General features: G+C 62.5%; 25 protein-coding genes. 14 read left to right on the forward strand and 11 right to left on the reverse strand.

Annotated features, from left to right (window positions below; translation table 11 throughout):
* The first annotated feature begins 38 nt into the window (after positions 1 to 38).
* Complete coding sequence (locus ACX80Q_RS04370) at positions 39 to 1,721, forward strand: MFS transporter (protein WP_459329301.1); 1,683 nt, start codon at positions 39 to 41, stop codon at positions 1,719 to 1,721.
* 20 nt (positions 1,722 to 1,741) lie between these two features.
* Here ACX80Q_RS04370 and ACX80Q_RS04375 read toward each other — a convergent pair whose 3' ends face one another.
* Positions 1,742 to 2,464: an AAA family ATPase gene (locus tag ACX80Q_RS04375; RefSeq protein WP_459329302.1), complete on the reverse strand. Its 723-nt coding sequence runs from the start codon at positions 2,462 to 2,464 to the stop codon at positions 1,742 to 1,744.
* Positions 2,461 to 2,982, reverse strand: a complete 522-nt coding sequence (locus tag ACX80Q_RS04380; RefSeq protein WP_459329303.1) for a YbaK/EbsC family protein — start codon at positions 2,980 to 2,982, stop codon at positions 2,461 to 2,463. The genes ACX80Q_RS04375 and ACX80Q_RS04380 overlap by 4 nt, the downstream gene beginning before the upstream one ends.
* Before the next feature lie 40 nt (positions 2,983 to 3,022).
* Here ACX80Q_RS04380 and ACX80Q_RS04385 point away from each other — a divergent pair, with 40 nt between their 5' ends.
* Positions 3,023 to 3,469, forward strand: a complete 447-nt coding sequence (locus ACX80Q_RS04385; RefSeq protein ID WP_459329304.1) for an SRPBCC family protein — start codon at positions 3,023 to 3,025, stop codon at positions 3,467 to 3,469.
* 45 nt (positions 3,470 to 3,514) lie between these two features.
* Here the strand turns inward: ACX80Q_RS04385 and ACX80Q_RS04390 are convergent, their stop codons facing one another.
* Positions 3,515 to 3,988 carry a DUF1990 family protein gene (locus ACX80Q_RS04390; protein WP_459329305.1) on the reverse strand — a complete coding sequence of 158 codons (474 nt, stop codon included), beginning with the start codon at positions 3,986 to 3,988 and terminating at the stop codon, positions 3,515 to 3,517.
* A 164-nt stretch (positions 3,989 to 4,152) separates the two neighbouring features.
* Here ACX80Q_RS04390 and ACX80Q_RS04395 point away from each other — a divergent pair, with 164 nt between their 5' ends.
* The gene (locus ACX80Q_RS04395; RefSeq protein WP_459329306.1) at positions 4,153 to 4,839 is read left to right on the forward strand and encodes a DNA alkylation repair protein; all 687 of its coding nucleotides are present in this window, start codon (positions 4,153 to 4,155) and stop codon (positions 4,837 to 4,839) included.
* Between the two features lie 212 nt (positions 4,840 to 5,051).
* The gene (locus tag ACX80Q_RS04400) at positions 5,052 to 6,596 is read left to right on the forward strand and encodes an amino acid permease (RefSeq protein WP_459329307.1); all 1,545 of its coding nucleotides are present in this window, start codon (positions 5,052 to 5,054) and stop codon (positions 6,594 to 6,596) included.
* A 721-nt stretch (positions 6,597 to 7,317) separates the two neighbouring features.
* On the opposite strand, the gene ACX80Q_RS04405 is transcribed toward ACX80Q_RS04400, so the two are convergent.
* Complete coding sequence (locus ACX80Q_RS04405; RefSeq protein ID WP_459329308.1) at positions 7,318 to 8,097, reverse strand: type 1 glutamine amidotransferase domain-containing protein; 780 nt, start codon at positions 8,095 to 8,097, stop codon at positions 7,318 to 7,320.
* Positions 8,098 to 8,295: 198 nt separating this feature from the next.
* On the opposite strand from ACX80Q_RS04405, the gene ACX80Q_RS04410 reads away from it, so the two are divergent.
* Positions 8,296 to 8,571, forward strand: coding sequence for a hypothetical protein (locus tag ACX80Q_RS04410; RefSeq protein WP_459329309.1), 276 nt, complete (start codon positions 8,296 to 8,298; stop codon positions 8,569 to 8,571).
* Positions 8,572 to 8,615: 44 nt separating this feature from the next.
* Complete coding sequence (locus ACX80Q_RS04415) at positions 8,616 to 9,125, forward strand: hypothetical protein (protein ID WP_459329310.1); 510 nt, start codon at positions 8,616 to 8,618, stop codon at positions 9,123 to 9,125.
* A 108-nt stretch (positions 9,126 to 9,233) separates the two neighbouring features.
* Here the strand turns inward: ACX80Q_RS04415 and ACX80Q_RS04420 are convergent, their stop codons facing one another.
* Genes ACX80Q_RS04420 through ACX80Q_RS04430 form a run of 3 tightly spaced genes read right to left on the reverse strand, consistent with a single transcriptional unit; the run spans position 9,234 to position 11,994 of the window.
* Positions 9,234 to 10,196: a COX15/CtaA family protein gene (locus tag ACX80Q_RS04420; RefSeq protein WP_459329311.1), complete on the reverse strand. Its 963-nt coding sequence runs from the start codon at positions 10,194 to 10,196 to the stop codon at positions 9,234 to 9,236.
* Positions 10,187 to 10,963, reverse strand: coding sequence for an ABC transporter permease (locus ACX80Q_RS04425; protein ID WP_459329312.1), 777 nt, complete (start codon positions 10,961 to 10,963; stop codon positions 10,187 to 10,189). Before ACX80Q_RS04425 ends, ACX80Q_RS04420 begins: the two co-directional genes overlap by 10 nt.
* On the reverse strand, positions 10,960 to 11,994 hold the full coding sequence (locus ACX80Q_RS04430) for an ABC transporter ATP-binding protein (RefSeq protein ID WP_459329313.1): 1,035 nt from the start codon (positions 11,992 to 11,994) through the stop codon (positions 10,960 to 10,962). The genes ACX80Q_RS04425 and ACX80Q_RS04430 overlap by 4 nt, the downstream gene beginning before the upstream one ends.
* A gap of 151 nt (positions 11,995 to 12,145) precedes the next feature.
* Between ACX80Q_RS04430 and ACX80Q_RS04435 the strand changes: the two genes are divergently transcribed.
* From ACX80Q_RS04435 to ACX80Q_RS04460, 6 genes are read left to right on the forward strand one after another with little or no spacing between them, the layout of a single operon-like run.
* On the forward strand, positions 12,146 to 12,919 hold the full coding sequence (locus ACX80Q_RS04435) for a helix-turn-helix transcriptional regulator (RefSeq protein WP_459329314.1): 774 nt from the start codon (positions 12,146 to 12,148) through the stop codon (positions 12,917 to 12,919).
* Positions 12,919 to 14,394, forward strand: coding sequence for a Fe-S cluster assembly protein SufB (sufB, locus tag ACX80Q_RS04440; protein ID WP_459329315.1), 1,476 nt, complete (start codon positions 12,919 to 12,921; stop codon positions 14,392 to 14,394). Before ACX80Q_RS04435 ends, sufB begins: the two co-directional genes overlap by 1 nt.
* Entirely contained in the window at positions 14,395 to 15,711 is a 1,317-nt protein-coding gene (gene sufD / locus ACX80Q_RS04445) for a Fe-S cluster assembly protein SufD (RefSeq protein ID WP_459329316.1), read from the forward strand.
* The gene (locus ACX80Q_RS04450; protein WP_459329317.1) at positions 15,708 to 16,064 is read left to right on the forward strand and encodes a non-heme iron oxygenase ferredoxin subunit; all 357 of its coding nucleotides are present in this window, start codon (positions 15,708 to 15,710) and stop codon (positions 16,062 to 16,064) included. The genes sufD and ACX80Q_RS04450 overlap by 4 nt, the downstream gene beginning before the upstream one ends.
* Positions 16,065 to 16,106: 42 nt before the next feature.
* The gene (gene sufC, locus ACX80Q_RS04455; RefSeq protein WP_459329318.1) at positions 16,107 to 16,874 is read left to right on the forward strand and encodes a Fe-S cluster assembly ATPase SufC; all 768 of its coding nucleotides are present in this window, start codon (positions 16,107 to 16,109) and stop codon (positions 16,872 to 16,874) included.
* Between the two features lie 36 nt (positions 16,875 to 16,910).
* A complete protein-coding gene (locus ACX80Q_RS04460; RefSeq protein ID WP_459329319.1) occupies positions 16,911 to 17,261 on the forward strand; it encodes a metal-sulfur cluster assembly factor in 351 nt (116 codons plus the stop codon).
* A 121-nt stretch (positions 17,262 to 17,382) separates the two neighbouring features.
* Here ACX80Q_RS04460 and ypfJ read toward each other — a convergent pair whose 3' ends face one another.
* Entirely contained in the window at positions 17,383 to 18,288 is a 906-nt protein-coding gene (ypfJ, locus tag ACX80Q_RS04465; RefSeq protein WP_459329320.1) for a KPN_02809 family neutral zinc metallopeptidase, read from the reverse strand.
* 73 nt (positions 18,289 to 18,361) lie between these two features.
* Between ypfJ and ACX80Q_RS04470 the strand changes: the two genes are divergently transcribed.
* Positions 18,362 to 19,846, forward strand: a complete 1,485-nt coding sequence (locus tag ACX80Q_RS04470; protein WP_459329321.1) for an AMP-binding protein — start codon at positions 18,362 to 18,364, stop codon at positions 19,844 to 19,846.
* Positions 19,827 to 21,020 (forward strand): thiolase family protein, encoded by a 1,194-nt coding sequence (locus ACX80Q_RS04475; RefSeq protein ID WP_459329322.1) that lies wholly within the window; start codon positions 19,827 to 19,829, stop codon positions 21,018 to 21,020. The genes ACX80Q_RS04470 and ACX80Q_RS04475 overlap by 20 nt, the downstream gene beginning before the upstream one ends.
* Before the next feature lie 35 nt (positions 21,021 to 21,055).
* On the opposite strand, the gene ACX80Q_RS04480 is transcribed toward ACX80Q_RS04475, so the two are convergent.
* Genes ACX80Q_RS04480 through ACX80Q_RS04490 form a run of 3 tightly spaced genes read right to left on the reverse strand, consistent with a single transcriptional unit; the run spans position 21,056 to position 23,081 of the window.
* Positions 21,056 to 21,694: an energy-coupling factor transporter transmembrane component T family protein gene (locus ACX80Q_RS04480; protein ID WP_459329323.1), complete on the reverse strand. Its 639-nt coding sequence runs from the start codon at positions 21,692 to 21,694 to the stop codon at positions 21,056 to 21,058.
* A 20-nt stretch (positions 21,695 to 21,714) separates the two neighbouring features.
* Positions 21,715 to 22,383: an energy-coupling factor ABC transporter ATP-binding protein gene (locus tag ACX80Q_RS04485; RefSeq protein WP_459329428.1), complete on the reverse strand. Its 669-nt coding sequence runs from the start codon at positions 22,381 to 22,383 to the stop codon at positions 21,715 to 21,717.
* A 47-nt stretch (positions 22,384 to 22,430) separates the two neighbouring features.
* A complete protein-coding gene (locus ACX80Q_RS04490; RefSeq protein WP_459329324.1) occupies positions 22,431 to 23,081 on the reverse strand; it encodes a biotin transporter BioY in 651 nt (216 codons plus the stop codon).
* Between the last annotated feature and the right edge of the window lie 91 nt (positions 23,082 to 23,172).

Consider the following 23,172-nt stretch of genomic DNA (forward strand, 5'->3'; position numbering starts at 1 on the left):
GGCGCTTGGCCGTATCCGGAGGAGAGAAAGGCCTGTCGATGTCCAGTCGTCAAGTACCGGCGGGGGCCGCTGTGGCCGTTGCGAACGCGTCGTGGCTGCCACTTATTGTGGTGGTTTTGACCCAAATTCAGGCGTCCTTCGCGGTCAACGCGCTGACAGTTTCCATGCAGGGCATCACCACTGACTTGAACACGCCCGCAACCAACATCGGCACGGCCATCACGGCCGGCACGTTTGCCATGGCAGCGTTCATCCTGCTCGGCGCCAAAGTGGGGGCCAAGTTTGGTTCCCGCAAGGTCTTCCAGATCGCCGTGGCCATCCACGGGCTGGCCATGGCCGCCGTGGCACTGAGCGTCAGCCCGGTCATGCTCTTTGTTGCCCAGGCCCTCTCAGGAGCCGTGATCGCCTTGATTGCACCGGCCCTGGTGGTCTTCATTGCGGCCAACTTCAAGGGGGAGCAGCAGGCCAAGTCCATTGGTTTCCTTGCGGCGGCTATTCCGGCTGCCGGTGTGCTGGCATTGCTGATTGCCGGCTCCTTCGCCTCAACCATTGGCTGGCGTTACTCCTTTGGGCTCATTGTCCTTTTGGCCATAGTGAACTTTGCCTTGAGTTTCAAGCTCAAGAACATTGCCCCCATGCCAGATGTTGCCATCGACTGGGTGGGGGCCATGGTTGCCGCCGTGTCCATCATCTTCCTGAGCTTTGGCTTCAGCGGCATGAACTCCTGGGGCGTGGTGATGGCCACGGAGGCCGCACCGTTCAATGTGCTGGGCCTGTCCCCGGCGCTGGTGCTCATTGTGCTGGGCGTGATTGGCGGCCAAGCGTTCTTCCTGTGGCTGCGCAAGCAAAAGTCGCTGGGACGGCCGCAGATCTTTGACCTGGACGTGTTGAAGTCGGGGCAGGAGAAGGCCACCACCTTTTGCATGGCTGCCATGCTGTTTGTGGGCACTGCCGCGAACTTCCTGATTCCCCTGTACATTCAGATTGTGCAGGGCCGAACAAGCTTCGAAACATCCATCTCCATCATTCCCTACACGCTCTCCATCTTTGTGGCCAGCTCCATGGTGGCCCAGTTCTACGACAGGTTCACGCCACGGAAACTGGCGCGCCTGGGCTTCATTGTGGTGTCGCTGGGGCTCATCCTGCTGGCCTTCACCATCAGCAACAGCTGGGGCCAGATCTTTGTGGTGTTGGGCCTGATCACCCTCGGCCTGGGCCAGGGCGCCATTGTGGCCCTAGTGTTCAACACCTTGCTGTCGGCATCCCCCAAGCGGCTTGCCGGTGATGTGGGTGCCTGGCGCGGTCTAGTCCACAACATCTCCGGCTCGGTGGGCATCGCCGTGGCGAGTGTTTTCGCCGTCTCGATCCTGACCGTGAGTGTTACGGCGGGCATGAGCGCCCACGATGAAATCCCGGCCGAGCTGCAAAAGCAGATTCCGCTGGACAGTGTGAATTTTGTGACCAACGGCCAGCTCAAGGATTTCCTGGGCACCACCACGGCAACTCCGGCCCAGGTGGATGCGGCCGTGAAAGTCAACGAGGACGCCCGCCTGCAGGCCCTGAAGATTTCCATCCTGGGATTGGCGGCCATCGCCATGCTGGCCATCGTTCCGGCTGGCCGGATGCCGAACATGCTGCCGGGGGATCTGCCCCAGGATCTCTCCAGCGGACGCCCGCCCACCAAGGCCGAACTGGCCGCCGAGGCTAAACTCAGCGACTGAGCGTACTGCGGACCGCTGGGCTAGATGTACTTCAGGAACCGTTGGGGTGCCGCCATGAAGGAACGCCAATTGCGCACCAGCTCAAGGTCTTCCCAGTTGTTGCGCCGCAAGCCCCAGTCGCCCACCTCATAGATGGCAGCCCCCGGCAGGGATGCCAACATCGGCGAGTGGGTGGAGAGGATCACTTGGGAGTCGCCGTCGTCCATCAGCTGCGTCAGCACGCTCAACAGTGACAGGGCGCCGGAGAAGGAGAGGGCGGATTCGGGCTCGTCAAGGATCCAGAGACCACCGCCGCGGAACCTGTCCACGATGAGCTGCAGGAACGATTCGCCGTGAGACATGGTGTGGAAACTGATGTCAGGGATACCTTGGCGGGGATTGTCCTCCAGGTAGGTGAAGAATCCGTGCATGGTCTCGGCACGCAGGAAGTAACCGTACTTGCTGGTGCCGGCGTTGCGGGTGAGTTTGAGGTAGGCGTGCAGGTTCGACTCAGTGGGGCGGCTGTGGTGCATGGCGCCGGTGGAGCCGCCCTCCGGGTTGACGCCAAAGGCCATTGCGATCGCCTCCACCAGCGTTGACTTGCCGGAGCCGTTCTCTCCCACGAAAACCGTGGCGCGGCCCAGCTCCAGTCCCTCGCGCAGGATCTGCTGGACGGGGGCAAGTGTGGCGGGCCAAACCTCCGGGTCCGGCGGGTTGAAGTCGTTGACGCCCACGTGGCGCACGGGTGTTTGGCCGAACATCATGGGTGGGGCCCTTCCTTGGCGACGGCCAAGCCCGTGACAACCTCGACGCCGGGTAGCTTGCGCAGTTCTTTGGGGTCTAGGCGGAGTTTGCTGGTTCGATTCCCGCCGCCCATGACCACCTGATCCTGCTCCAGTACTGCACCGTCCACATAGATGGGGATGCTGGCGGCGCCAAAGGGTGTCACCCCGCCAATCTGCATCCCGGTGAGTTGGGCGGTGAGTTCGGCGTCGGCAAAGGATGCCCGTTTGACACCAAGGAGTTCGCGGACTTTCTTGTTGACGTCCAGCCTGGTGGTGCCCAAAACCACACACATGGCGTAGACGGCCGGGTCAACCTTGCGGGAGGTCACGACGATGGCGTTGGCTGCTTGATGCAGCGAAACGCCGAAGTGTTCGCAGAACAATGCTGTGTCGGACAGCTCGTCAGGGCAGGGGAGTACCTGGTGCAGGATCTGGTGGTCTGCGACAGCCTGCTGGACCGACGGCATCAACAACGTTGCGGGTTCCTCGTGTGTCATAGGGCCATCCTGCCAGCTGGCGTCTGGGATACTTGCCACCATGACTGCCTCCTTTGAATGTGTCACCCGGACCACCATGGACAGGGCGGAGTTGTTTAACCTCTCCCGCAGCATTGATGCGCACAAGGAGTCAATGGCGCATTCCAAGGAAACCGCCATTGCCGGTGTGACATCCGGGTTGATTGGCTTGGGGGAGGAGGTGACTTGGCGGGCCTGGCACTTCGGCATTCCGCTGCGTATGACGTCCCGGATCACCCAGCTGGATGCGCCCAACCGTTTTGTTGATGAACAGGTCAAAGGTCCCTTCCGGTCCTTTAGGCACGTTCATGACTTTCGCGAAGAGCCTGCCGGGACCACCATGGTAGACAGGATCGAATTCGCCGCACCTTTTGGTCCGTTGGGGCGAACGGTGGAGAAGCTGATCCTGAACCGATACCTGAAGAAGCTCATCGAGACGCGGAACGAGTTTCTGGTGTCCGGCGCATAGCGGCCACACTCATGCGGTCCTGGCCCCTGTGCCGTTGCGGCCCGTTCACAACAGGGCGCGCCGGTACCGCTTCCGAACTAGCAATTGTGCGAGCAGGAGGACCGGAAACAGGGAACGCCACGGTTGCTGCGGTGCCGCGCGGGTGAGCGATCGAACGGTCAGGAGTACTTGCTCGCCGTCGCGGTGGACAATAAACGCTTCCTCGCCGCTGACCGGGTGACCGGGCAGGGTTTTGTAGGCGAACCCCACCCGGTCCGGCTGCTCAACGACGGCCACAACTTCCACAGGCTCATGGACCTTTATCCCGAACATCCGAGCCGTAACGTTCACCCGCTGACCGGGCGCAACCCGGTCCGACGAATCCACCGAGAAGCCGCTTGCGGTCTTCACTTTCCAGCGCAGCACCTCCGCTGCCGCACGTTCCCAGTGGGCGTCACCGCTTCCCACCACGGCCGAGACTTCCGAACGCCGGTACGTGGCTTCGCCGGGCGGCCAGGCACTCAGATGTGGGCTTGTCATGGGTTGTCCCCCTCGTGATCCAGCTGACCGTCAGCTCCTTAGAATCTAGCCGAAGACCCGCTGTGGCCCGAACAGAAAAGCCACGCGCCCGGCGTCGCCCGTGCCCTTGCGTGTGGGCACCCTCCGAGTAGGCTGGAATCTACCGTGATGGACAGGAGTGCACGATGGCCCACGCAACGACGATGAGTGCCGCGGCCAGCCAGGTGTTGGCCGAGTTGGCTGCGCTGGAGGATCCGAAAGTCCGCGCCGTGAACGAGAAGCATGGTGATGACCACGGCGTAAACCTGGGCAAACTGCGCGCCATCGCGAAGCGGCTCAAGACACAGCAGGAGCTTTCCCGCGAGCTGTGGGCGACTGGCGACACCCCCGCGCGGTTGGTGGCGCTGCTGACGTGCCGGCCGAAGGATTTTGGCCGCGAAGAATTGGATGCCATGATGCGCCAATGCGGGATACCCAAGGTCAACGACTGGCTGGTGAACTACGTGGTGAAGAAGAGCCCGCATGCGCAGGAATTGCGTGTTGCCTGGTTTGCCGATCCTGACGAGGTTGTTGCCAGTGCCGGGTGGGCGCTGACCAGTGAGCGCGTCGTGAAAAAACCGGACGATCTGGACCTATCGGGACTGTTGGACATCATCGAGGCGCAGATGAAGGATGCCCCGGACCGGCTGCAGTGGGCCATGAACTTTTGCTTGGCCCAGATCGGGATCGAACATGCCCAGCTCCGGGCACGGGCCCTCGACATTGGTGAGCGCCTGGAAGTGCTCAAGGACTACCCAACGCCGCCAAACTGCACCTCGCCGTTCGCCCCCATCTGGATCAATGAGATCGTCCGCCGGAACAACGAGAAGTAGCCGGCTGGGCGGGGCCGGACTGATCCGGGTGCCGTCCAGCACGCACCGATTCTGACTTTGTGACAATTCCCCGTCATAATGGTCAGTGTCGTTGCGTCAAATAGGAGCTCATAGAGCGAATCTCCGCCCGACATTTCAGGGTCCAGCAGACCCGGATCCAAGAATCTGGCACGGTCTTGATCCGTCAATGACCAGCAGCCGGGAAGCTAAAAATGAGCAATATTTCTGTCGCAGACAAGGATGAATCGCCAACGGGCTTGGTTCCTTCTGGCGGGAGCCGTCCCCGCGTTCCCTTGGACAAGACGGAGAATGAACTCAAACGAGGGCTCAGTAGCCGCCACCTCCAGATGATCGCCATTGGTGGCGCCATCGGCACTGGCCTCTTCGTGGCCTCCGGCGGAACCATTGCCCAAGCCGGCCCCGGCGGGGCCTTGGTTGCCTATATCTTGGTGGGCCTGATGGTCTTCTTGCTCATGCAGTCCCTGGGGGAGATGTCGGCCAAAATTCCTGTGGCCGGCTCGTTCCAAACGTACGCAACACGCTTCGTTTCGCCGTCGTTCGGGTTCGCCATCGGCTGGAATTACTGGTTCAACTGGGCCATCACCGTGGCTGCCGAACTGGTCGCCGCGGGCATCATCATGGACTTCTGGTTCCCAGGGGTGCCGGGGTGGGTTTGGGCCGGCGTCTTCCTCATCCTGCTCACGGGGGTGAACGCACTGTCGGCCAAGGCCTTTGGCGAAAGCGAATTCTGGCTGTCGCTGATCAAGGTGGTGGCTGTGGTGCTGTTCCTGGTGGCAGGTGTGCTGATGATCTTTGGCATTCTGGGCGACAGTTCACCCGGATTCAGCAACTGGCAAAACCGTGACGACGTGTTCCATGGCGGCTGGGTGTCCATCATCTCCGTCTTCATGATCGCGGGCTTCTCCTTCCAAGGCACCGAGCTGGTGGGTGTGGCAGCAGGCGAGGCCAAGAACCCGCGCCGTGAGGTTCCCCGAGCCATTCGCTCCGTTTTTTGGCGCATCATGATCTTCTACATCGGCGCCATCTTCGTCATTGGCTGCTTGATTCCGTTCACCGACCCGAGCCTGCTGGCCTCAGGGGAAGCAGACATTGCCGCTTCCCCGTTCACCCTGGTCTTTGAACGGGCGGGCATTGCCTTTGCGGCCGCCTTGATGAATGCCGTGATCCTCACGGCCATCCTCTCAGCAGGCAACTCCGGCCTCTACGCCTCAACCCGGATGCTCTACGCCATGGCCCATGACGGCAAGGCCCCGAAGATCTTCGGCCGGACCAATTCGCGCGGGGTACCCATGGCTGCGTTGTTGGCCACCTCCGCAGTGGGTCTCTTCGGGTTCCTGAGCGCCATCGTCGGCCAAGGTGCCGCCTATGCCTGGCTGCTCAATGTCTCCGGGCTGTGCGGCTTCATTGTGTGGGCCGGAATTGCGCTCTCGCACTACCGCTTCAGGCGCGGATTCCTCGCTCAAGGCAACAAGGTGAGCGATCTGCCGTACAGGGCGTCGTTCTTCCCGATCGGACCGTTGCTGGCCTTTGCCGTTCTGATTGTGGTGGTGGCCGGGCAAAACTACGAGGCTGTCCTGGCCGGACGCGGGCCGGAAATTCTCTCCTCCTACATCGGGATCCCGATCTTCCTGGGCTTGTGGCTGGTCCACCGGCACGTCACCAAATCAAGGGTTGTTCCCTTATTGGAGATGGACCTCAGCGGGCCGAAAGACATCGAAGAGGACGCCTCCTCCTAGCATTTGTGGTCCGCTAGGGGATGCCACCAGTATCGAAAAAGGAGCAGGGCTTTCAACAGCTCAGCGACCCAAGTTCAGTGTCGAAATCACGCAACGCGCGCAGATAGCAGCCGCACGTCTTCAGGTAACCCTCGATTCTCGGCTGGGACGTACGTCCTCGGCTGCGGATAAGGCGTTGTCCAAGAAACCGCTTTAGGTTCTGTGCAGATCGGTGCATCGTCGATCCGGGTTAGTCAGAAATTCTGATTTAGCCGGGACGGGCCCGCTGCATGATGCCCGCCCAGCCGGGGTGCCGAGCATTCGAGTTAAATGTTTCGCCGTCATTGTCCCAACAGGCGCCGTGGTTGCGCCCGGAAGAAACAGAAAGGCCCGGAATGCAATTAATTATTTTGCATTCCAGACCTTTCCCGAAGAGCCCCACAACCAACGTGAGGCTCTTCTTGACTACTCTGAGGAGGTGCTCTAGATCGCTGAAACGATCCAAATGACCAAAGCAATGGCTACGAGAACACCTACGATTGTCCATACAAGACTGCTTCCGCGCATGCAGTAACTCCCGTTCTCTTCGTTGTCATCTCTCATAATATTTATCAGAGACACTGCTCACTTTATAGGTACCGGGAGTGATGCAGGGCTCGAGAACACACCAGCGTCATTAAATGTTCGTGATCGTGCAAAGGTGCCGTTACGCGGAGTGTCCCAACCTGGTGCGTGGTTGGTGTTAGTGCCCCGACTCTGCGGCGGCCTTTTTCTTGGCGCTTTTCTCGGCGTCGTGCTCGGCACGCAGGGCTTCTGCCTCGTGTTGCTCGTCGGCCTTTTCCTGGTGGATGACCTCCGCAAAGAGCTTCTCCATCTCCTTGGCCACGCCAGCTGCTGAGGCCGGGTTTTGCCCGGTCACCAGCCGGCCGTCGACCACGACCTGCTCCTCGAAGACGTCGGCGGAGATGTGTGTCGCGCCCTGTTCCACAAGCCGGTCTGCCAGGAAGAATGGGATGACCTTGTCCTTTCCTGCCGCAACCTCCTCGTCGTTGGTGAAGGCAGCCACTTTGCGGCCCTGGACGAGGCCGAGCCCATTCGGCAATTTCACGTTCAGCAGGCCGGCCGGTCCGTGGCAGACCGCGCCCACCAAGCCGCCGGCGTTGTAGACGCTGGCCACCAGGTTCGCCAAGCCCTCGCTGTCCGGGAAGTCCCACATGGTGCCGTGGCCTCCCACGAGGTACACGGCGTCGTACTGTTCGGGATCAACGACGTCGACGCGGGCTGTGTTGTAGAGGCCGGCCCGTGTGGCCTCGTCCTGCGTGAAGGCAACCTGGATGGGATCGCCCAAGTCCACTTCATCGCGCGGGGGCTGGCCGCCCTTGATGGAAGCGAAGTCGACGAAATGCCCGGAATCCTTGAAGACCTTCCAAGGATGTGCGGCCTCGGCCACGTTGTAGCCGGTCTTCTCTCCTGTATTGCCGATCTCGGAAACGCTGGTCAGAACCATGAGGATTTTCTTCATGAAGTGCTCCTTTCGTCCACTTCCCACCCTAGGCGAGTGTGTGGCTACCGGCCAACCCGATCCGGCGCCCCTGCCATCAACGCGGGCACACTTCCAGTCTTCAAAAACCACGGGATTGCGCACCTTGCCAGCTCCACGTTTGAGGTGGATACTGACTGAACCAGCGCCCCGACACCACCGCCTTGGAAAGGCTGAACGATGGCAGATCAAGATTCGTTTCCTGGGCTGAGGGTCGGAGACGTCGTTAAAGTTTCGGCCAGTGCCTTGAGGGAATTGGATGGCATCGATGTTGGCAATTTCCTCTTGATCTCCCTTCGGGGTGGAGCTGCCACGATGCCCTCCTTCAAACTCTCGGACGAGGCCGCAGCGATCAGCAGCATGGCCGATGAGATGGGTGTTCGGGTCGCCAAAATCGAGGATGTGGAAGTGACGCTGAAAGTCATCAGCACCCTCGAAAGTGGCGGCAGAGATTGAACTGTAAAAGGACGCCGGAACCAGCCCGCGGGCCCACCACTGACATGGCCGCTGTGGGCGCCAATGCCGCTGCTGCAGTGATGAAGTTGGTGCAAGATCAGCTCGCTGAAGAACGCACCAACAAGTCCTCCTTGGAGACGCGTGCCATTGGGGTCATCACATCATCAGGAGCCTTGGCCACACTCATCTTCGGATTGGCGGCGCTCGTGACCAAATCCACAAGCTACGATCTCCCGGGCCTTGCCCAGTTGGTACTCGGGCTCACGCTCGTAGCATTCGTAGGCTCCGCCGTACTTGCGATTGTCGCGTCACGCCCTAGAACGTACCAAGAGGTGACGATTGAATCGCTGCGAGACGTTGCAACCAAGAGTGCCATGAGTGCCCCCGCCGTCCAAGGGGAGCCAGAGATTGCGCGAGTGCTGGTCGATATCATTGACACAGCTCGCAAGGAAAATGGCCACAAGGCTCGCCTCCTCAGGAGTGCTGTGACGCTTGAGGCAGTCGCTGCGATTTTGCTTGCGATAGCTGTCGCCATCGTTCTGCTGATGGGCTGATGGGGCTCGTTGATAGACAGGAGCCCAACACCTCCTGCGCAAGCCAAAGCGGCCGGTGACCTTCGTGGAAAAAGGTCACCGGCCGCCGTCGTCCGAGGGCGTGAAAAGCTAGCCTTGCTTGCCGCGCCGCAGGGCCAGGTCAACAAGGTTGGTGCCCGCTGCGAGCATCACCGAGGAGCCGAGCATGTGGAAGCCAACCAGCAGCGCCGGGATTCCGGTGAAGTACTGCCAGTAGCCAATGAAGCCCTGGAGCAGCACGCCCACGAACAACAGGATGGCGGCGTGGCGCAGGATGTCGCCCTTGCCGCGGCGCCACAGCAGGACCAGCAGCAGAAGCGACACAGCCACCAAAACGTACACCGGGACCACGTGGATGCGGGTCACCAGGTAGCCGTCAAGCTCGATCCTGGGGGAGGTGGAGTCGCCGGAGTGCGGTCCAGCGCCCGTGACAAGAGTGCCCAGTGTGACGGCGAGGTACGTGGACACGGCGGCAACAATGCTCAGTGAGCGGATGCGGCGGCTGGGCCGCACGGCGTCGGCCGGTGCGCTCATGCCGGTGCGCCCATAAGTGCGGTTGACCAGCAGCGTGGAAACCACCACAAGGGCGGCGGAGACCAGGAAGTGCAGGCTCACCACGTAGGGATTTAGCCCGGAGAGCACAGTAATGCCGCCCAGGACCGCCTGGGCCGGGATGCTGGCCAGCAGGCCAAAGGCCAGCCAGAACAGATCCTTGCGTTCCTTGCGCAGGTTCCACAGCATGACCAGCATGGCCAGGGCGATGGCGGCCAGCAGGAAGGTCAGCGTCCTGTTGCCGAACTCAATCACACCGTGAATGCCCATGGCGGGGGTGTTGGTGATGGATTCGGCCGTGCACTTGGGCCAGGTGGGGCAGCCCAGGCCCGAACCGGTCAGGCGCACCACGCCGCCGGACACAATCAGCACGCCCTGGCCCACCAGCGAGGCGATCGAGAGGCGCCGCAGGGCCGGGGTGATGCTGGTGGGCAGGAGCTCGGCAAAGGATCGCTTGGCAGTGCGCGGAGGTGTCACGTCATTCACATCTTTCAATTCCATTTGAACCATTTAACGGCCGCAAGCGAGCAAAGTGCCCCCCAGGCCAGCAGGATAACCAGGGCAAAAATATCGAGCCGGCTCTCCAAGAGTGCCCCGCGCATCAAGTTTCCCAGTGCGCCGGAGGGCAGCCACTGGACAAAGTCGGCCATCGATGCCGAGAACTTGGCAGCCGGGAGCACAATGCCGCCCAGTGCCGCGAACAAGATCCAGCCCAGGTTGGTGATGGCCAGGGTGGCCTCGGGGCGCACGGTGCCAGCAATGAGCAGGCCCAAGGCCGTGAAGGTGATGGCGCCCAGAATCAGCAGGGGAATCCCCAGCAGCACGCCGGCAACCGGCGGGCGCCAGCCCAAGAATGCCGCAACCGTGGAGATGATGACCACCTGGATGGCTAAGGCCACCAGAACAGCAATGACCTTGCCGGCAATCAGGCCCCCCTTGCCCAGCGGGGTTGTGGACAGGAACCGCAGCACGCCGTAGCGCCTGTCAAAACCCGTGGCAATGCCCTGGCCTGTGAACGCCGTGGACAGGGCGCACAGGGCAAGAATGCCGGGCACCGCAATCTCCACGCGGCTGTGCCCCATGCCGTCCAGCAGGGGAGTGGCGGTCAAGGCAATCAGGCCCAGCAGCGGCATGACGATCATCAGGACCAGCTGTTCACCGTTGCGCAGCATGGTGGCTGCCTCATAGCGGCCCTGGCTGATGACGCGGTGCGCACGCGTTGCCGGGCGCGTGGTCCTCTCGCCGGCGAAGAGTGAGGGCGTACTCATGAGAGCTCCGATTCTGCGCGGGAAGATTCAGGGCCGGCTGATGTGCCGGTTGACGCTCCTGTTGGTGCTCCTGTTGGTGCCGCGGCCGACACGGCCAGGAAGACATCCTCAAGCGACTGGGAGGCCAGATGCACCGAGGTGGGCATGGCGTTCGCGGTGGCACACCATTGGCCAAACGCCGCCATGTCGGCGGGGGTGAAGGACCCGGACAGGCTGTAGGCGCCCGGGCGGGTTTCCGCACAGACCAGGCCACTGTGCTGCAGGCTTGTTGTGTCCAGGCCCGGCACCGTCTCAAACGTCATGGTGCGGTGCTTTTGCGCCGCCGTCGACTGGCTCAGCAACTGCGCAACGGTGCCCTCCGTGACGGATTCGCCGTGGTTGACGATGTAGACGTAGTCGGCCAGTCGCTGGGCGTCGTCGAGCAGGTGCGTGGTCAGGATGATGGCCTTGCCGCTGTCACGCAGCTCGCGGATCAGCTCAAAGACCATGAGGCGCGACTGCGGGTCCAGTCCCGCGCTGGGTTCATCCAGGAACAGGACCTCGGGGTTTCCCAGCAGGCTCGCGGCCAGGGCGACGCGCTGCTTTTGGCCGCCGGAGAGCCGCCGGATGGTGGTGTTGGAAAATTCCGCAATCCCCAAGCGGTCCACCAGGGCATCCACGCTCAACGGATTCTCGTACAGGCTGGCCACATGCCGCAGCAGGGCGAGAGGCCGGGCAGACGGGGGGAGTCCGCCGTCTTGAAGCATGACCCCCACGCGTGAGCGCAGCGTGGCGTCGGCGTTCTCGGGGTCCGTTCCCAGCAGGGACACGGACCCGTCGGTGCGGCTTTGCAGGCCCTGGGCGCACTCAATGGTGGTGGTTTTGCCGGCACCATTGGCTCCCAGCAGCGCAGTAACCTGGCCAAAATGGGCCTGGAGACTAATATTGGAGACGATTCTTTTCATCCGGCCGTCAAGGGCCGTGATGGGACCAACGTCTTTTATGAGCCCCTCGATGATCAGGGCGGGTTCGGGTGAGAGTGGCTGTGGCACCCGCCCATTCTACGCGAGGTAGTAGGGCGCGACGGCGGGCCCCTCACCTGTGCCGCGTGGGTAGGCTCACCTTAGTGGAAGCTGCGGGCTAATTACGGCATACTTGTCTTGTCTAATGTTGTGTGTTATTTCGATTGTGTGTGAGGTGTGAATGAGTCAGCAAATTGATACCGGGACATTGCCCGGCGTGGAACCTGATGAACGTACCCGAGACCGCGTCTTAACCGCCGTACTCAAGCAAGGACCTGTCAGTGCAGCCCAGTTGGGCACGCTCCTGGGCCTGACCCCTGCTGCCGTGCGACGACATTTGGACACCCTGACCCGCGAGGGCCTGATTGAGATCAAGCTCATCAGCAACGCCAAGTCCGGCGCCGGCAGGCCAGCCCGCAGGTACGTTGTTTCTAGGCGTGGCCAGACCGAAATCGGTGATGACTACTTGGAGATTGCCACGCTGGCGTTGAAGCAGATTGCCAGTACCCGGGGCGAGGAGGGCATTGTTGAGTTTGCACAGCGCCGCTTTGCCACGATGGAGGCCAAGTACCAGCCATTGGTTGACGCCGCTGGTGATGATGTTGCGGCCCGCTCCAAGGCACTTGCCGAGGCGCTGAATGCCGATCGTTTTGTGGCCACCTCCAACTCCCTCAACGCCGGTTCCGCCATGGCTGCCGAGCAGCTCTGCCAGGGCCATTGCCCCATCCAGGAACTGGCCACGTCCTTTCCCGAATTTTGCGACGCCGAGACCCAGGTATTTTCCCGACTGATCGGCGTCGATGTGCGCAGGCTCTCCACCATGGCAAGTGGCGGACATGTCTGCACCACCCACGTACCCACGGGACGCGCAGTAGTTCGCAAGTTGGGGCTCACGCCCACAACAAGCCAACGCGTCCCGAACTCCATTTCCAACCATCAGCAAGAAAGGCCGTGATGACGGATCAATTAGCGCAGGATGTGAGCGCCAACGGTGACGTGGCAGATGCCACCAACCACGACATCCTCGAAAGAAACCCCGAGCTGGAGGGCCTGGGCAACTACGCCTTCGGCTGGTCCGACAAAAACACGGCCAGCGAGAACGCACGGCGTGGCCTGAGCGAAGAAGTCGTCCGCGACATTTCCGCCAAGAAGGGCGAGCCCCAGTGGATGCTGGACATGCGCCTGAAGGGTCTGAAGTACTTCGACCGCAAGCCCATGCCCACCTGGGGTGCAGACCTCTCCGGCATTGACTTCGATAACATCAAGTACTTTGTGCGTTCCACCGAGAAGCAGGCCACCACGTGGGAAGAGTTGCCGGATGACATCCGCAACACCTACGAGAAGCTGGGCATCCCGGAAGCCGAGCGCAACCGCTTGGTGGGTGGCGTCACGGCCCAGTACGAATCTGAGGTTGTCTACCACCAGATCCGTGAAGATCTGGAAGAGAAGGGTGTCATCTTCACCGACACCGACACCGGTCTGCGCGAATACCCGGAGATCTTCCAGGAATACTTCGCCACCATGATCCCGGTGGGCGACAACAAGTTCGCCTCACTGAACACGGCCGTCTGGTCCGGTGGATCCTTCGTCTACGTCCCCCCGGGCGTCCACGTGGACATCCCGCTGCAGGCCTACTTCCGCATCAACACCGAGAACATGGGCCAGTTTGAGCGCACGCTCATCATCGCCGATGAAGGCAGCTACGTTCACTACATTGAAGGTTGCACGGCCCCGATCTACACCTCGGACTCCCTGCACTCGGCCGTCGTCGAAATTGTTGTGAAGAAGAACGCCCGCGTTCGCTACACCACCATCCAGAACTGGTCCAACAACGTGTACAACCTGGTGACCAAGCGCGCCATTGCACACGAAGGTGCCACCATGGAGTGGGTCGATGGCAACATCGGGTCCAAGGTCACCATGAAGTACCCGGCCGTCTACCTTGTGGGCGAGCACGCCAAGGGTGAGACCCTGTCGGTGGCATTCGCCGGCGAAGGCCAGCACCAGGACACCGGCTCGAAGATGGTTCACATTGCGCCGAACACGCAATCCTCCATCATCTCCAAGTCCGTTGCCCGCGGTGGCGGACGCGCGGCCTACCGCGGCCTGGTCCAGATCCGCGAAGGCGCAACGCACTCGGCCAACACCGTGCGCTGTGACGCGCTCCTGGTGGACAACATCTCCCGCTCGGACACGTACCCGTACGTTGACGTTCGTGAAGACGATGTCTCCATGGGCCACGAGGCAACCGTGTCCAAGGTCAGCGAGGAGCAGCTGTTCTACCTGCAGTCCCGTGGCATGCCCGAGGACGAGGCCATGGCCATGATTGTGCGCGGCTTCATCGAGCCGATCGCCAAGGAACTCCCCATGGAATACGCACTTGAACTGAACCGCCTGATCGAACTGCAGATGGAAGGGGCCGTCGGTTAAATGACCGAGCTCACAGAAGAAAAGACAACAGGCGGCAAGACTTGGTCGCAGGGATTCATCAAGGGCATGAATGAGGAAGGCGAACAGCTTTCCGAGATCAACCCCGAAACCGGCCCCCTGGGCGGTAGTGCGGCCAAGGCCCACAGCCACGGTGGCGACAGCCACGGCGGCGGTGTTGGCGTTCCCGACTCCTCCCGTGCAGGACGCCTGACCTCCTATACGATGGCAGACTTCCCGCTCATCACGGGCCGTGAAGAGGAATGGCGCTTCACCCCGCTCAAGCGCCTGCGCGGTCTTGACCGTGTGGGTGTCAAGGGTCAGGAACTCTCCGGCCCGGCACCCGTGGTGGAAGTCTCCAAGCCCGACGCCGTCACGGTGGAGACGGTAGGCCGCGACGATGCACGCATCGGCAAGGCCGGCATCCCCGAAGACCGTGTGGCAGCTGCCGCATGGGAAAACTTCGCCGAAGCCACCGTTGTCACGCTGCCCGCAGAATTCGTTGGCAACGCCGAGAACGTCACCACCGTGACCCTCACCGGCCAGGGCGATGCTCCGGCCGCAGCCCACATTCTGGTGCACGCCAAAAAGTTCGCCACCGGCGTTGTGGTCCTTGACCACCGCGGCAGTGCAGTTCTCTCGGAGAACATTGAAATTTTGGTTGAGGACGGTGCCAACCTGACGGTTGTCAGCATCCAGGACTGGAACGACGACACCGTGCACGCCAGCGCCCAGCACATCCTGGTGGGCCGCGACGCGAAAGTTAAGCACGTCGTCGTCAACCTCGGTGGCAACCTGCTGCGCACCACCCCCGCAGCCCGCTACAGCGGCACAGGCGCCGAAGTTGAAATGTACGGCTTGTACTTTGCCGACGCCGGCCAGCACCTGGAACAGCGCTTGTTTGTGGATCACTCCACGAAGAACTGCAAGTCCCGCGTCACCTACAAGGGTGCACTGCAGGGCGACGGGGCACACGCTGTGTGGATTGGCGATGTCCTGATCCGCAAGCAGGCCGAAGGCACCGACACCTACGAGATGAACCGCAACCTCATCCTGACCCAGGGTGCACGTGCCGACTCGGTGCCCAACCTGGAAATTGAGACGGGCATGATCGAAGGCGCCGGACACGCAAGTGCCACCGGCCGTTTTGACGACGAGCAGTTGTTCTACCTGCAGGCTCGCGGCATTGCAGAAGATGTGGCCCGCCGTTTGGTGGTTCGTGGCTTCCTCAATGAAGTGATCCAGCACATCAAGGTTCCTGCCCTCGAAGAGCGTTTGCGCGATGCCGTGGAACGCGAATTGGCGGCGACACCACAGTGAGTGATTCCTCCACGCCTGCCGGCGTCATTGTCTGCCAAGACAGCGATGTCCAGGTCAAGTCATCCTTGCTGGTAGAGGTTGACGATTACCCCATCGCGATTGTGCGGGACTCCTACGGAGCACTTCACGCCATTGGAGATACCTGCTCGCATGCAGAGATTTCCTTGAGCGAGGGCGACGTGGAGGACGGCACCATTGAATGCTGGGCGCACGGCAGCTCGTTCGACCTTTCAACAGGCGAACCGCTGACCCTGCCCGCCTTTGAGCCGGTGCCCGTCTTTGCCCTGAGCATTCATGGCAGCGACGTCTACGTGGACGTCACCAACATTCTTAACGGCGTCAGCGCGCAGTAGCGCCGCGGCCCGCACACACACACTTTTAGGAGAAAATAGAGTATGTCGACTCTGGAAATCAAGGACCTGCACGTCAGCATTGAGACCGAGCAGGGCGTCAAGCCCATCCTCAAGGGTGTCAGCCTGACCATCAACACCGGTGAAACCCACGCCATCATGGGCCCCAACGGCTCCGGCAAGTCCACCCTGGCCGCCACCATTGCCGGCCACCCCCGCTACACGGTGGACAGTGGCTCCATCACCCTGGACGGCGAAGACGTCCTGGAGATGACCGTTGACCAGCGTGCCCGCGCCGGCCTGTTCCTGGCCATGCAGTACCCGGTGGAAATCCCCGGCGTCACCATGACCAACTTCCTGCGCACCGCCAAGACCGCCATTGACGGCGAAGCCCCCAAGCTGCGCACCTGGACCAAGGACGTCAAGGCTGCCATGGCGCAGTTGCGCATCGAGCCCGAGTTCGCCGAGCGCAACGTCAACGAAGGCTTCTCCGGCGGCGAGAAGAAGCGCCACGAAATCCTCCAGCTGGAACTGCTCAAGCCCAAATTCGCCATCCTGGATGAGACGGACTCCGGCCTGGACGTTGACGCGTTGAAGGTTGTCTCCGAGGGCGTCAACCGCTCCATCGATGCCGGCGGGCTGGGCACCTTGCTCATCACCCACTACACACGCATCCTGCGCTACATCAAGCCGCAGTTTGTGCACGTGTTCGTTGATGGCAGCATTGCCGAACAGGGCGGCCCGGAACTTGCTGACCGTTTGGAAGAAGAAGGTTACGACCGCTACCAGGTTGCAGAGTCGGCATCGGCCTAACCGCCGCGCCACTCTCATATCGCCAAGAAGGTAATCATGACTGACATCAGCGAAACAAGCGAAGCGGTTGCCGCTGGGCAAACCAACCTCGAGGACGTCGAGGAAGCACTCAAGGACGTCATTGACCCCGAACTCGGCGTCAACATCGTGGACCTGGGCCTGCTCTACGGCCTGCACTACGGCGACGACGGCGCCTTGCTGTTGGACATGACGCTCACCACAGCGGCATGCCCACTGCAGGACGTCATCGAAGAGCAGGTGGAAGCCTCCCTGGGCCCCATCGTCGATGAATGGCGCATCAACTGGGTGTGGATGCCGCCGTGGGGTCCCGAACGGATCACGGACGACGGCCGCGACCAGATGCGGGCCCTCGGCTTCAACATCTAGTCCCCACCACAACTGACCCGCAGAAAACGGCGAAAATACACGGTTTTACCGTGATTTTCGCCGTTTTCTGCGGGTCAGTTGCTTAAACGGACGACGGCGGTACTTGCGTTTTTGTTTCCCGCTACACCTTGGGTACGGAGAAGGTGTCGCAGGCGGCCAGGTCGGCGCTTTGGTAGCCGGTGTAGAGCCACTTTTGACGTTGGGCGCTGGAGCCGTGGCTCCAGGATTCCGGATTTGTACGCCCTGTGGCTGCTTGCTGGATCCTGTCGTCGCCCACGGAGGAGGCCGCCGAGAGGGCGTCGTTGAGGTCCTGCTGCGTCAGTGCTTTGAGGAACGGCACCTTGGATCCCGGTGCCGGCTGCGTCGAGGCGTAGCGCATCCACACACCGGCATAGCAATCGGCTTGCAGCTCTGTGCGCACGGCTGCCGATTGTGCGCCCGTGGCGCCTTGATTTCCCTTGTTGATGGTGCCGGTAAGGTTCTGGACATGGTGGCCAAACTCGTGCGCCACCACATACTCTTGTGCCAGCGGCCCACCGGAGGAGCCAAACTGTTCCTCCAGCTGGGCAAAGAAATCCGGATCAAAATACGCCTTGTTGTCCCCGGGGCAGTAGAACGGACCCACGGCCGAGGTGGCCGAACCGCAGGCGGTGTTGACGCTGCTGCTGAAGATCACTGTCTTGGGCACCGAATACTTCACGTTGGACTGGGCCAGGTAACCGGGCCAGAAGCTGTTGAGCGAGTTGGCCGTGCCCAGAATCCGGCAGTCCAGGCGCTCATTGGCGTCCTGCCCGGTAAGGCAGCTCTCCAGACCGGCAGCACCGCTTTGTTCAATGGCAGGCTGTGTGCCGGTGTCGCCCAGCAAGCCTGAGAGTAGCTCCGGGTTGATGCCCAGCAGCGCGCCAATCAGCACCACGATTCCACCACCGAGTCCCAGCCCCACCTTGCCACCACGCCCCATGCCAGCCCGGCCCCTGTGGTCTTCGGCCTGCGACGGGTCCAGCCGGGCTCCCTCATTAAAAGTCATGGCAATAGCGTAGCTCCTGCCGATTGGGCTGCGGGGTAATGATCGAGGACAGTGTTTCGCTAGCATGTAGTCAATGCCATTCATCGACCAGCTCCATCAGTGGGCCCACACCGCCGGCCAGCGCACCGCCGTGGTGGTGGGTCAGCAGCGCCTCAGTTACGCGCAGCTCCTGGCCGCCGCCACGCCCAGCCCCGCTACAGCCACCCCCGCCACGGCCGAGGCTGTTGAGTTCATCGACGAGCCCAACAGCACAGCCCTGGCCGTCAGGTTCTGCGCGGCCGTGAACGCCGGCGCCACGGCGATGGTGGCAGACGCCCAATGGCCGCCCGCACTGAAGCTTCAGCTGCGGCATGCTGCGCGGCAATGGGCGTCCGACTGCGGGGCACCAGCCGTGCCGCCATTCCTGTTGGGATTGTCCTCGGGCACCAGCGGCATGCCCAAGGCGTTCACCCGCAGCAGCGCGTCGTGGCAGGAATCCTTGGGGCGCAGTGCTGAGTTTTTCGGGCTCACAGCGGAATCGGTGACCCTGGCCCCGGGGCCGCTAGCCGCCAGCATGAATCTCTATGCATTGGCTGAGTCCATCCATGCGGGCTCCACTTTTGTGGGTCTGCGCCAGTTCAGCACGGCGGCAGCGTTGGCAGCCTTGGCGGAACACCACGTCAACAGGCTGGTGGTGGTGCCCACAGTTCTAGAGCTTTTAGCCGGGGCAGGGTTGCGCCTGCAAAAGTCTGGCACGGCGCTGACATCGATCATTTGTGCGGGATCGGCCCTTTCGGACGGCGCGGTGGCCCTGGCCCGCGACTGGGCACCCAACGCCACCATCTACCAGTACTACGGCGCCGCCGAGTTGGGCTTTGTTGCTGCATCAGCCACTGCACCCGGCGAAGCTGCCTCAGCTCCGGACATCGGTGTGGGTTCGGCGTTTCCAGGCGTTCAAATCAGCATCCGGGACAGCTACGGAGTGCCCGTGGAGCAGGACGTTACCGGGACCATCTACGTTAAGAGCCCCTATGTGTGCGACGGCTATGCCTGGGGCGACGACGGCCTGGCCTTCGGCTCCCTGTCAGCCAATGCCCCGTGGCGCCAGGCTGGGCACGATGCCGACGACCAGGACGCACACGAGTGGTTCACAGTTCACGACAAGGGATTTCTGGACCGTGCCGGACGGCTGCACGTGCTTGGCCGCGCCAGCGACATGATCATCATGGCAGGGGCCAACGTTTATCCGCACGCCGTGGAGGCGGCCCTAGCCGCGGCCGGAGGCGCGGACTGGCAGGGCAGTGTTCTGGTGGCCGGGCGTGAGGAGCCCCTGCGGGGGCAGCGCCTGGTGGCTGGTATTTGCCTCAGTGAAACCCCTGCAGTCGAGCACCGCGAAGGCCGCACTGCTGACATGCTGGCAGCCTGCCGGGCTGCTGCGGCCAAACTCCCGGCATCCCACCGGCCAAGCCAGTACTTTCTGCTGGACACCTTGCCACTGACCGGCAGTGGAAAGATCAGCCGGGCCATCTTCATCCAGTGGCTCAATGAGGGGGACCCCCGTGCCAAGCGAATCCACTAGCCTGGCGCACGTGACCGGCCAGGCGGCCCGCACCACAGCCGTCATCGTTGCCGCCCGGCGCTTGCCCAACGCCAAGGCAGGCGGGCCCTACAAGCATCTCCGGGCACAGGAGCTTGCCGCTGCCGTGCTGAAGGCCCTGGTGGCGGGGTACGAGCTGCCCGCGGCGGAAATCAATGACGTCATTTTGGGCAATGCGACCGGCGGTGGCGGAAACGTGGCACGGCTCGCGGCCTTGAGTGCCGGCCTGCCGCACCACGTCCCGGGCCTCACGGTGGACAGGCAGTGCGGTTCGGGGCTCGAGGCGATAGTCCTGGCCTGCCGGCTGGTTCAGTCCGGCGCGGGCGAGTTGTACTTGGCCGGGGGAGTGGAGAGCATCAGCACAGCCCCCGCCCGTGCGCACCGCAACCCGGACGGCACTTTGGCGTTCTACCAACGGGCGCAATTCTCCCCGCTTGACCTGGGCGACCCAGACGCCGGCGTGGCGGCAGAGAACGTTGCCACGCACTACGGCATCAGCCGGAGCCGGCAGGACGCGTACGCCTTGGAAAGCCACCGGCGTGCCCTAGCCGCCACAGCCCGGGGGCACTTCAGCCAGGAACTGGTGCCGTTCGGGTCCCGCTCAGCAGACCAGGGCCCCCGCCAGAATCTCAACGCAGCGCTGATGGCCAGATTCCCGCCGGTCTTTGTGCCCGGCGGCACGGTGACGGCCGGAAATTCCTGCCCCGACAGCGACGGCGCGGCCGTTGTGGTGGTGACGTCCCTGGCCAAGGCCCGGATCATGGGCGCGGCGGGCCTGGTGTTCCGCGACAGCGCCGTGACGGGCAACGACCCCACTTTGCTGGGGGTGGGTGCCGCCCACTCAACCAGGGAACTCATGGACCGCACGGGCCTTGACGCCGCCGGCCTGGGCAATAGTCTGATCGAGTTCAACGAGGCTTTCGCAGCCCAGGTCCTCGCCGTTGCCGATCTCCTGGAGCTTGACCCGCAGATCTTCAACCACGACGGCGGGGCGCTGGCCTTGGGGCACCCGTACGGTGCCTCGGGGGCTGTGTCGGTGACGAGGCTGCTGGCCCAGGCGCGCCGCAAGGAAGCGCCCGGCGTCAATGCCGTGGCCATGATCAGCATGGCAGGCGGCATGGGCATTTCGGCGCAGTTCCAGTGGGCAAACCTCTAGCCACTGACACGGCGCAGCGGTTCCGGGGCTGACCCTCAGGGCCGGGGCGCGCCGTCGTCCTCGGGATCGCCCAGGCCGCGCGCCGCCAGCGCTTCCCCCGTGGCGCGCGCATAACCCACCGTGGCAATGACCACCGGCAGCGAACGGGCCAGAAGATTGCGCTCCAGGCCGCGGGCACGGGCGGCATCACGCACATCGGCAAAGGCGCCAATGACAAACGGAATGCTGCGCAGCATGAGCGCCACGGTGAGGGAGAACCGCTGCGGATCGGCTCCGAACCGTTCCAGCGGCTGGACCACGGCGGCCAGGCCGTCGAGGAGCTCATCCACGGGCGTGGTGGAGGTGAGAACATTTGAGGCCAGCACGGTTGCCACGATGGCCGCTATGACCTGCCAGGCCACCCACGGTCCATGCTGCCACCACTGGTACCCGGCAATCAGGACCAGGAAGACCAGCATGAGCCGGATGGCGCGCCACATCCGGTGCCAGCCCAGTCCGGCCACAAAGTGGGCCACCACAACCACCAACAGGGTCAGGGTCGTGACCACAACCCCAACCCGGGTTGCAAGGATGGGGGACCCCAGGGCCAGCACCGCCACGGCGAACAGCAGGATTGCCTTGAACCCCAGCCGCATGCGGTGCAGGGGCGAAGCGCCGGGTACGTAACCGGCCACCAAATGTGCGTGGCCACGCACTAGCCTGCCAGCTCCCGGTACGCGGCAACGCCCTGGTGGGGGTCGCCGTCGAACACCAGGGCACCCTTGTCCATGACCAGGACGCGTTCAAAAGTGGCAGCCAGCGCCAGATCGTGGGTGGAGAGGATGAGCTGTTGGGGCAGTTCTGCCAGCCGATCCATCAACAACCGGGTGTTGCGCAGGTCCAAGAGCGTGGACGGCTCATCCAGGACCAGGATGTCCGGGACCACCGCCAACACCGTGGCCAGTGCCGTGAGCTGGCGTTCACCGCCGGAGAGTTCGTAAATGCTGCTCTGCGCCAGGTGCTCCAGACGGTAGTCGCCCAGAATGGCCAGGGCCTTCTCCCGGCGTTCCTGCTTGCCCAGTTTCGCCCGGCGCAGGGACAGCTCGATGTCTTCCTGTGGTGTGGGCATCACCAGCTGTGAGAGCGGGTCGGTGAAGACAAAGCCAACGCTGCGCCGCACCGCAGCCGCCTCGCGGTGGGTGCTGCGGCCGTTGACCTCAACCGTGCCCGTGGTGGGCAGCACCAGGCCGTTGAGCAGGCGCAGGAACGTGGATTTTCCGGAACCATTGGCGCCAATCACGGCAATGCGCTGTTCTGTCAGGGTCAGGGACAGTGGAGCCAGAATAGTTTTTGACTCTTTGATGCGGGGATCGCTGGGGGGAATGCTGACGCTGGCTTGCACCAGGTCAATCCTGCAGTTCGGGGCGGGGCTCACGTGCGGCGTCGCACCAAGAGATCGGGGAACGCCTTGTGTAGGCTCAGGGCAATCAGCACAGCCAAAACGTTCTTGATGATGTCCCCGGGCAGGTAGATGGCGTCGGCCAGAATGGCTGTCGGTAGGCTCATGCCCTTGATGACAAAGCCCACAATTCCGCAGGCATGGATGACAACTGTTCCGGCCATGGCAGCTCCAAACAAGGCTGCTGCACGCCAACGGCTCCGAACCGCCCAAGCAGCCAGCAGGCCCACCACGGCAACGCCGAAGATGAAGCCGATGATGTAGCCGGCGGAGGGGCTGGCCAACACTGCCGGACCGGCACGGAACCCGCTGAAGATCGGCAGGCCAATGAGGCCCAACAGGATGTAAAGGCCCACAGCCGCAGTGCCACGGCCAAACCCAAGCACCAATCCGCACAGGCTGACAACAAGTGTTTGGAGGGTGATGGCCACACCCAGGGGACCAACATTGACCCCAGGAACGGCTATGGAGGCAGCCAACAAAGCAGCAAATACGGCAATGAGCGACAGGTCCATGGCGCCCCAGCGTTTCCGCCGTGAGTATAGACCATGGCGCGTGGGTGATCCGCCGGGCTGCGCGCCGGATGTACCCAACGTCTCATCCATCGACTGTGATGAAGTCATTATTGCTACTTTCAGTAAATTTCTCCGGGCGCAGGACTTCTCGGCCCAGGAACCTCGTTAGACTAGACAGGTTGTGCAACGATCGTCTTGC

This window comes from Arthrobacter sp. HLT1-20, assembly GCF_054510895.1.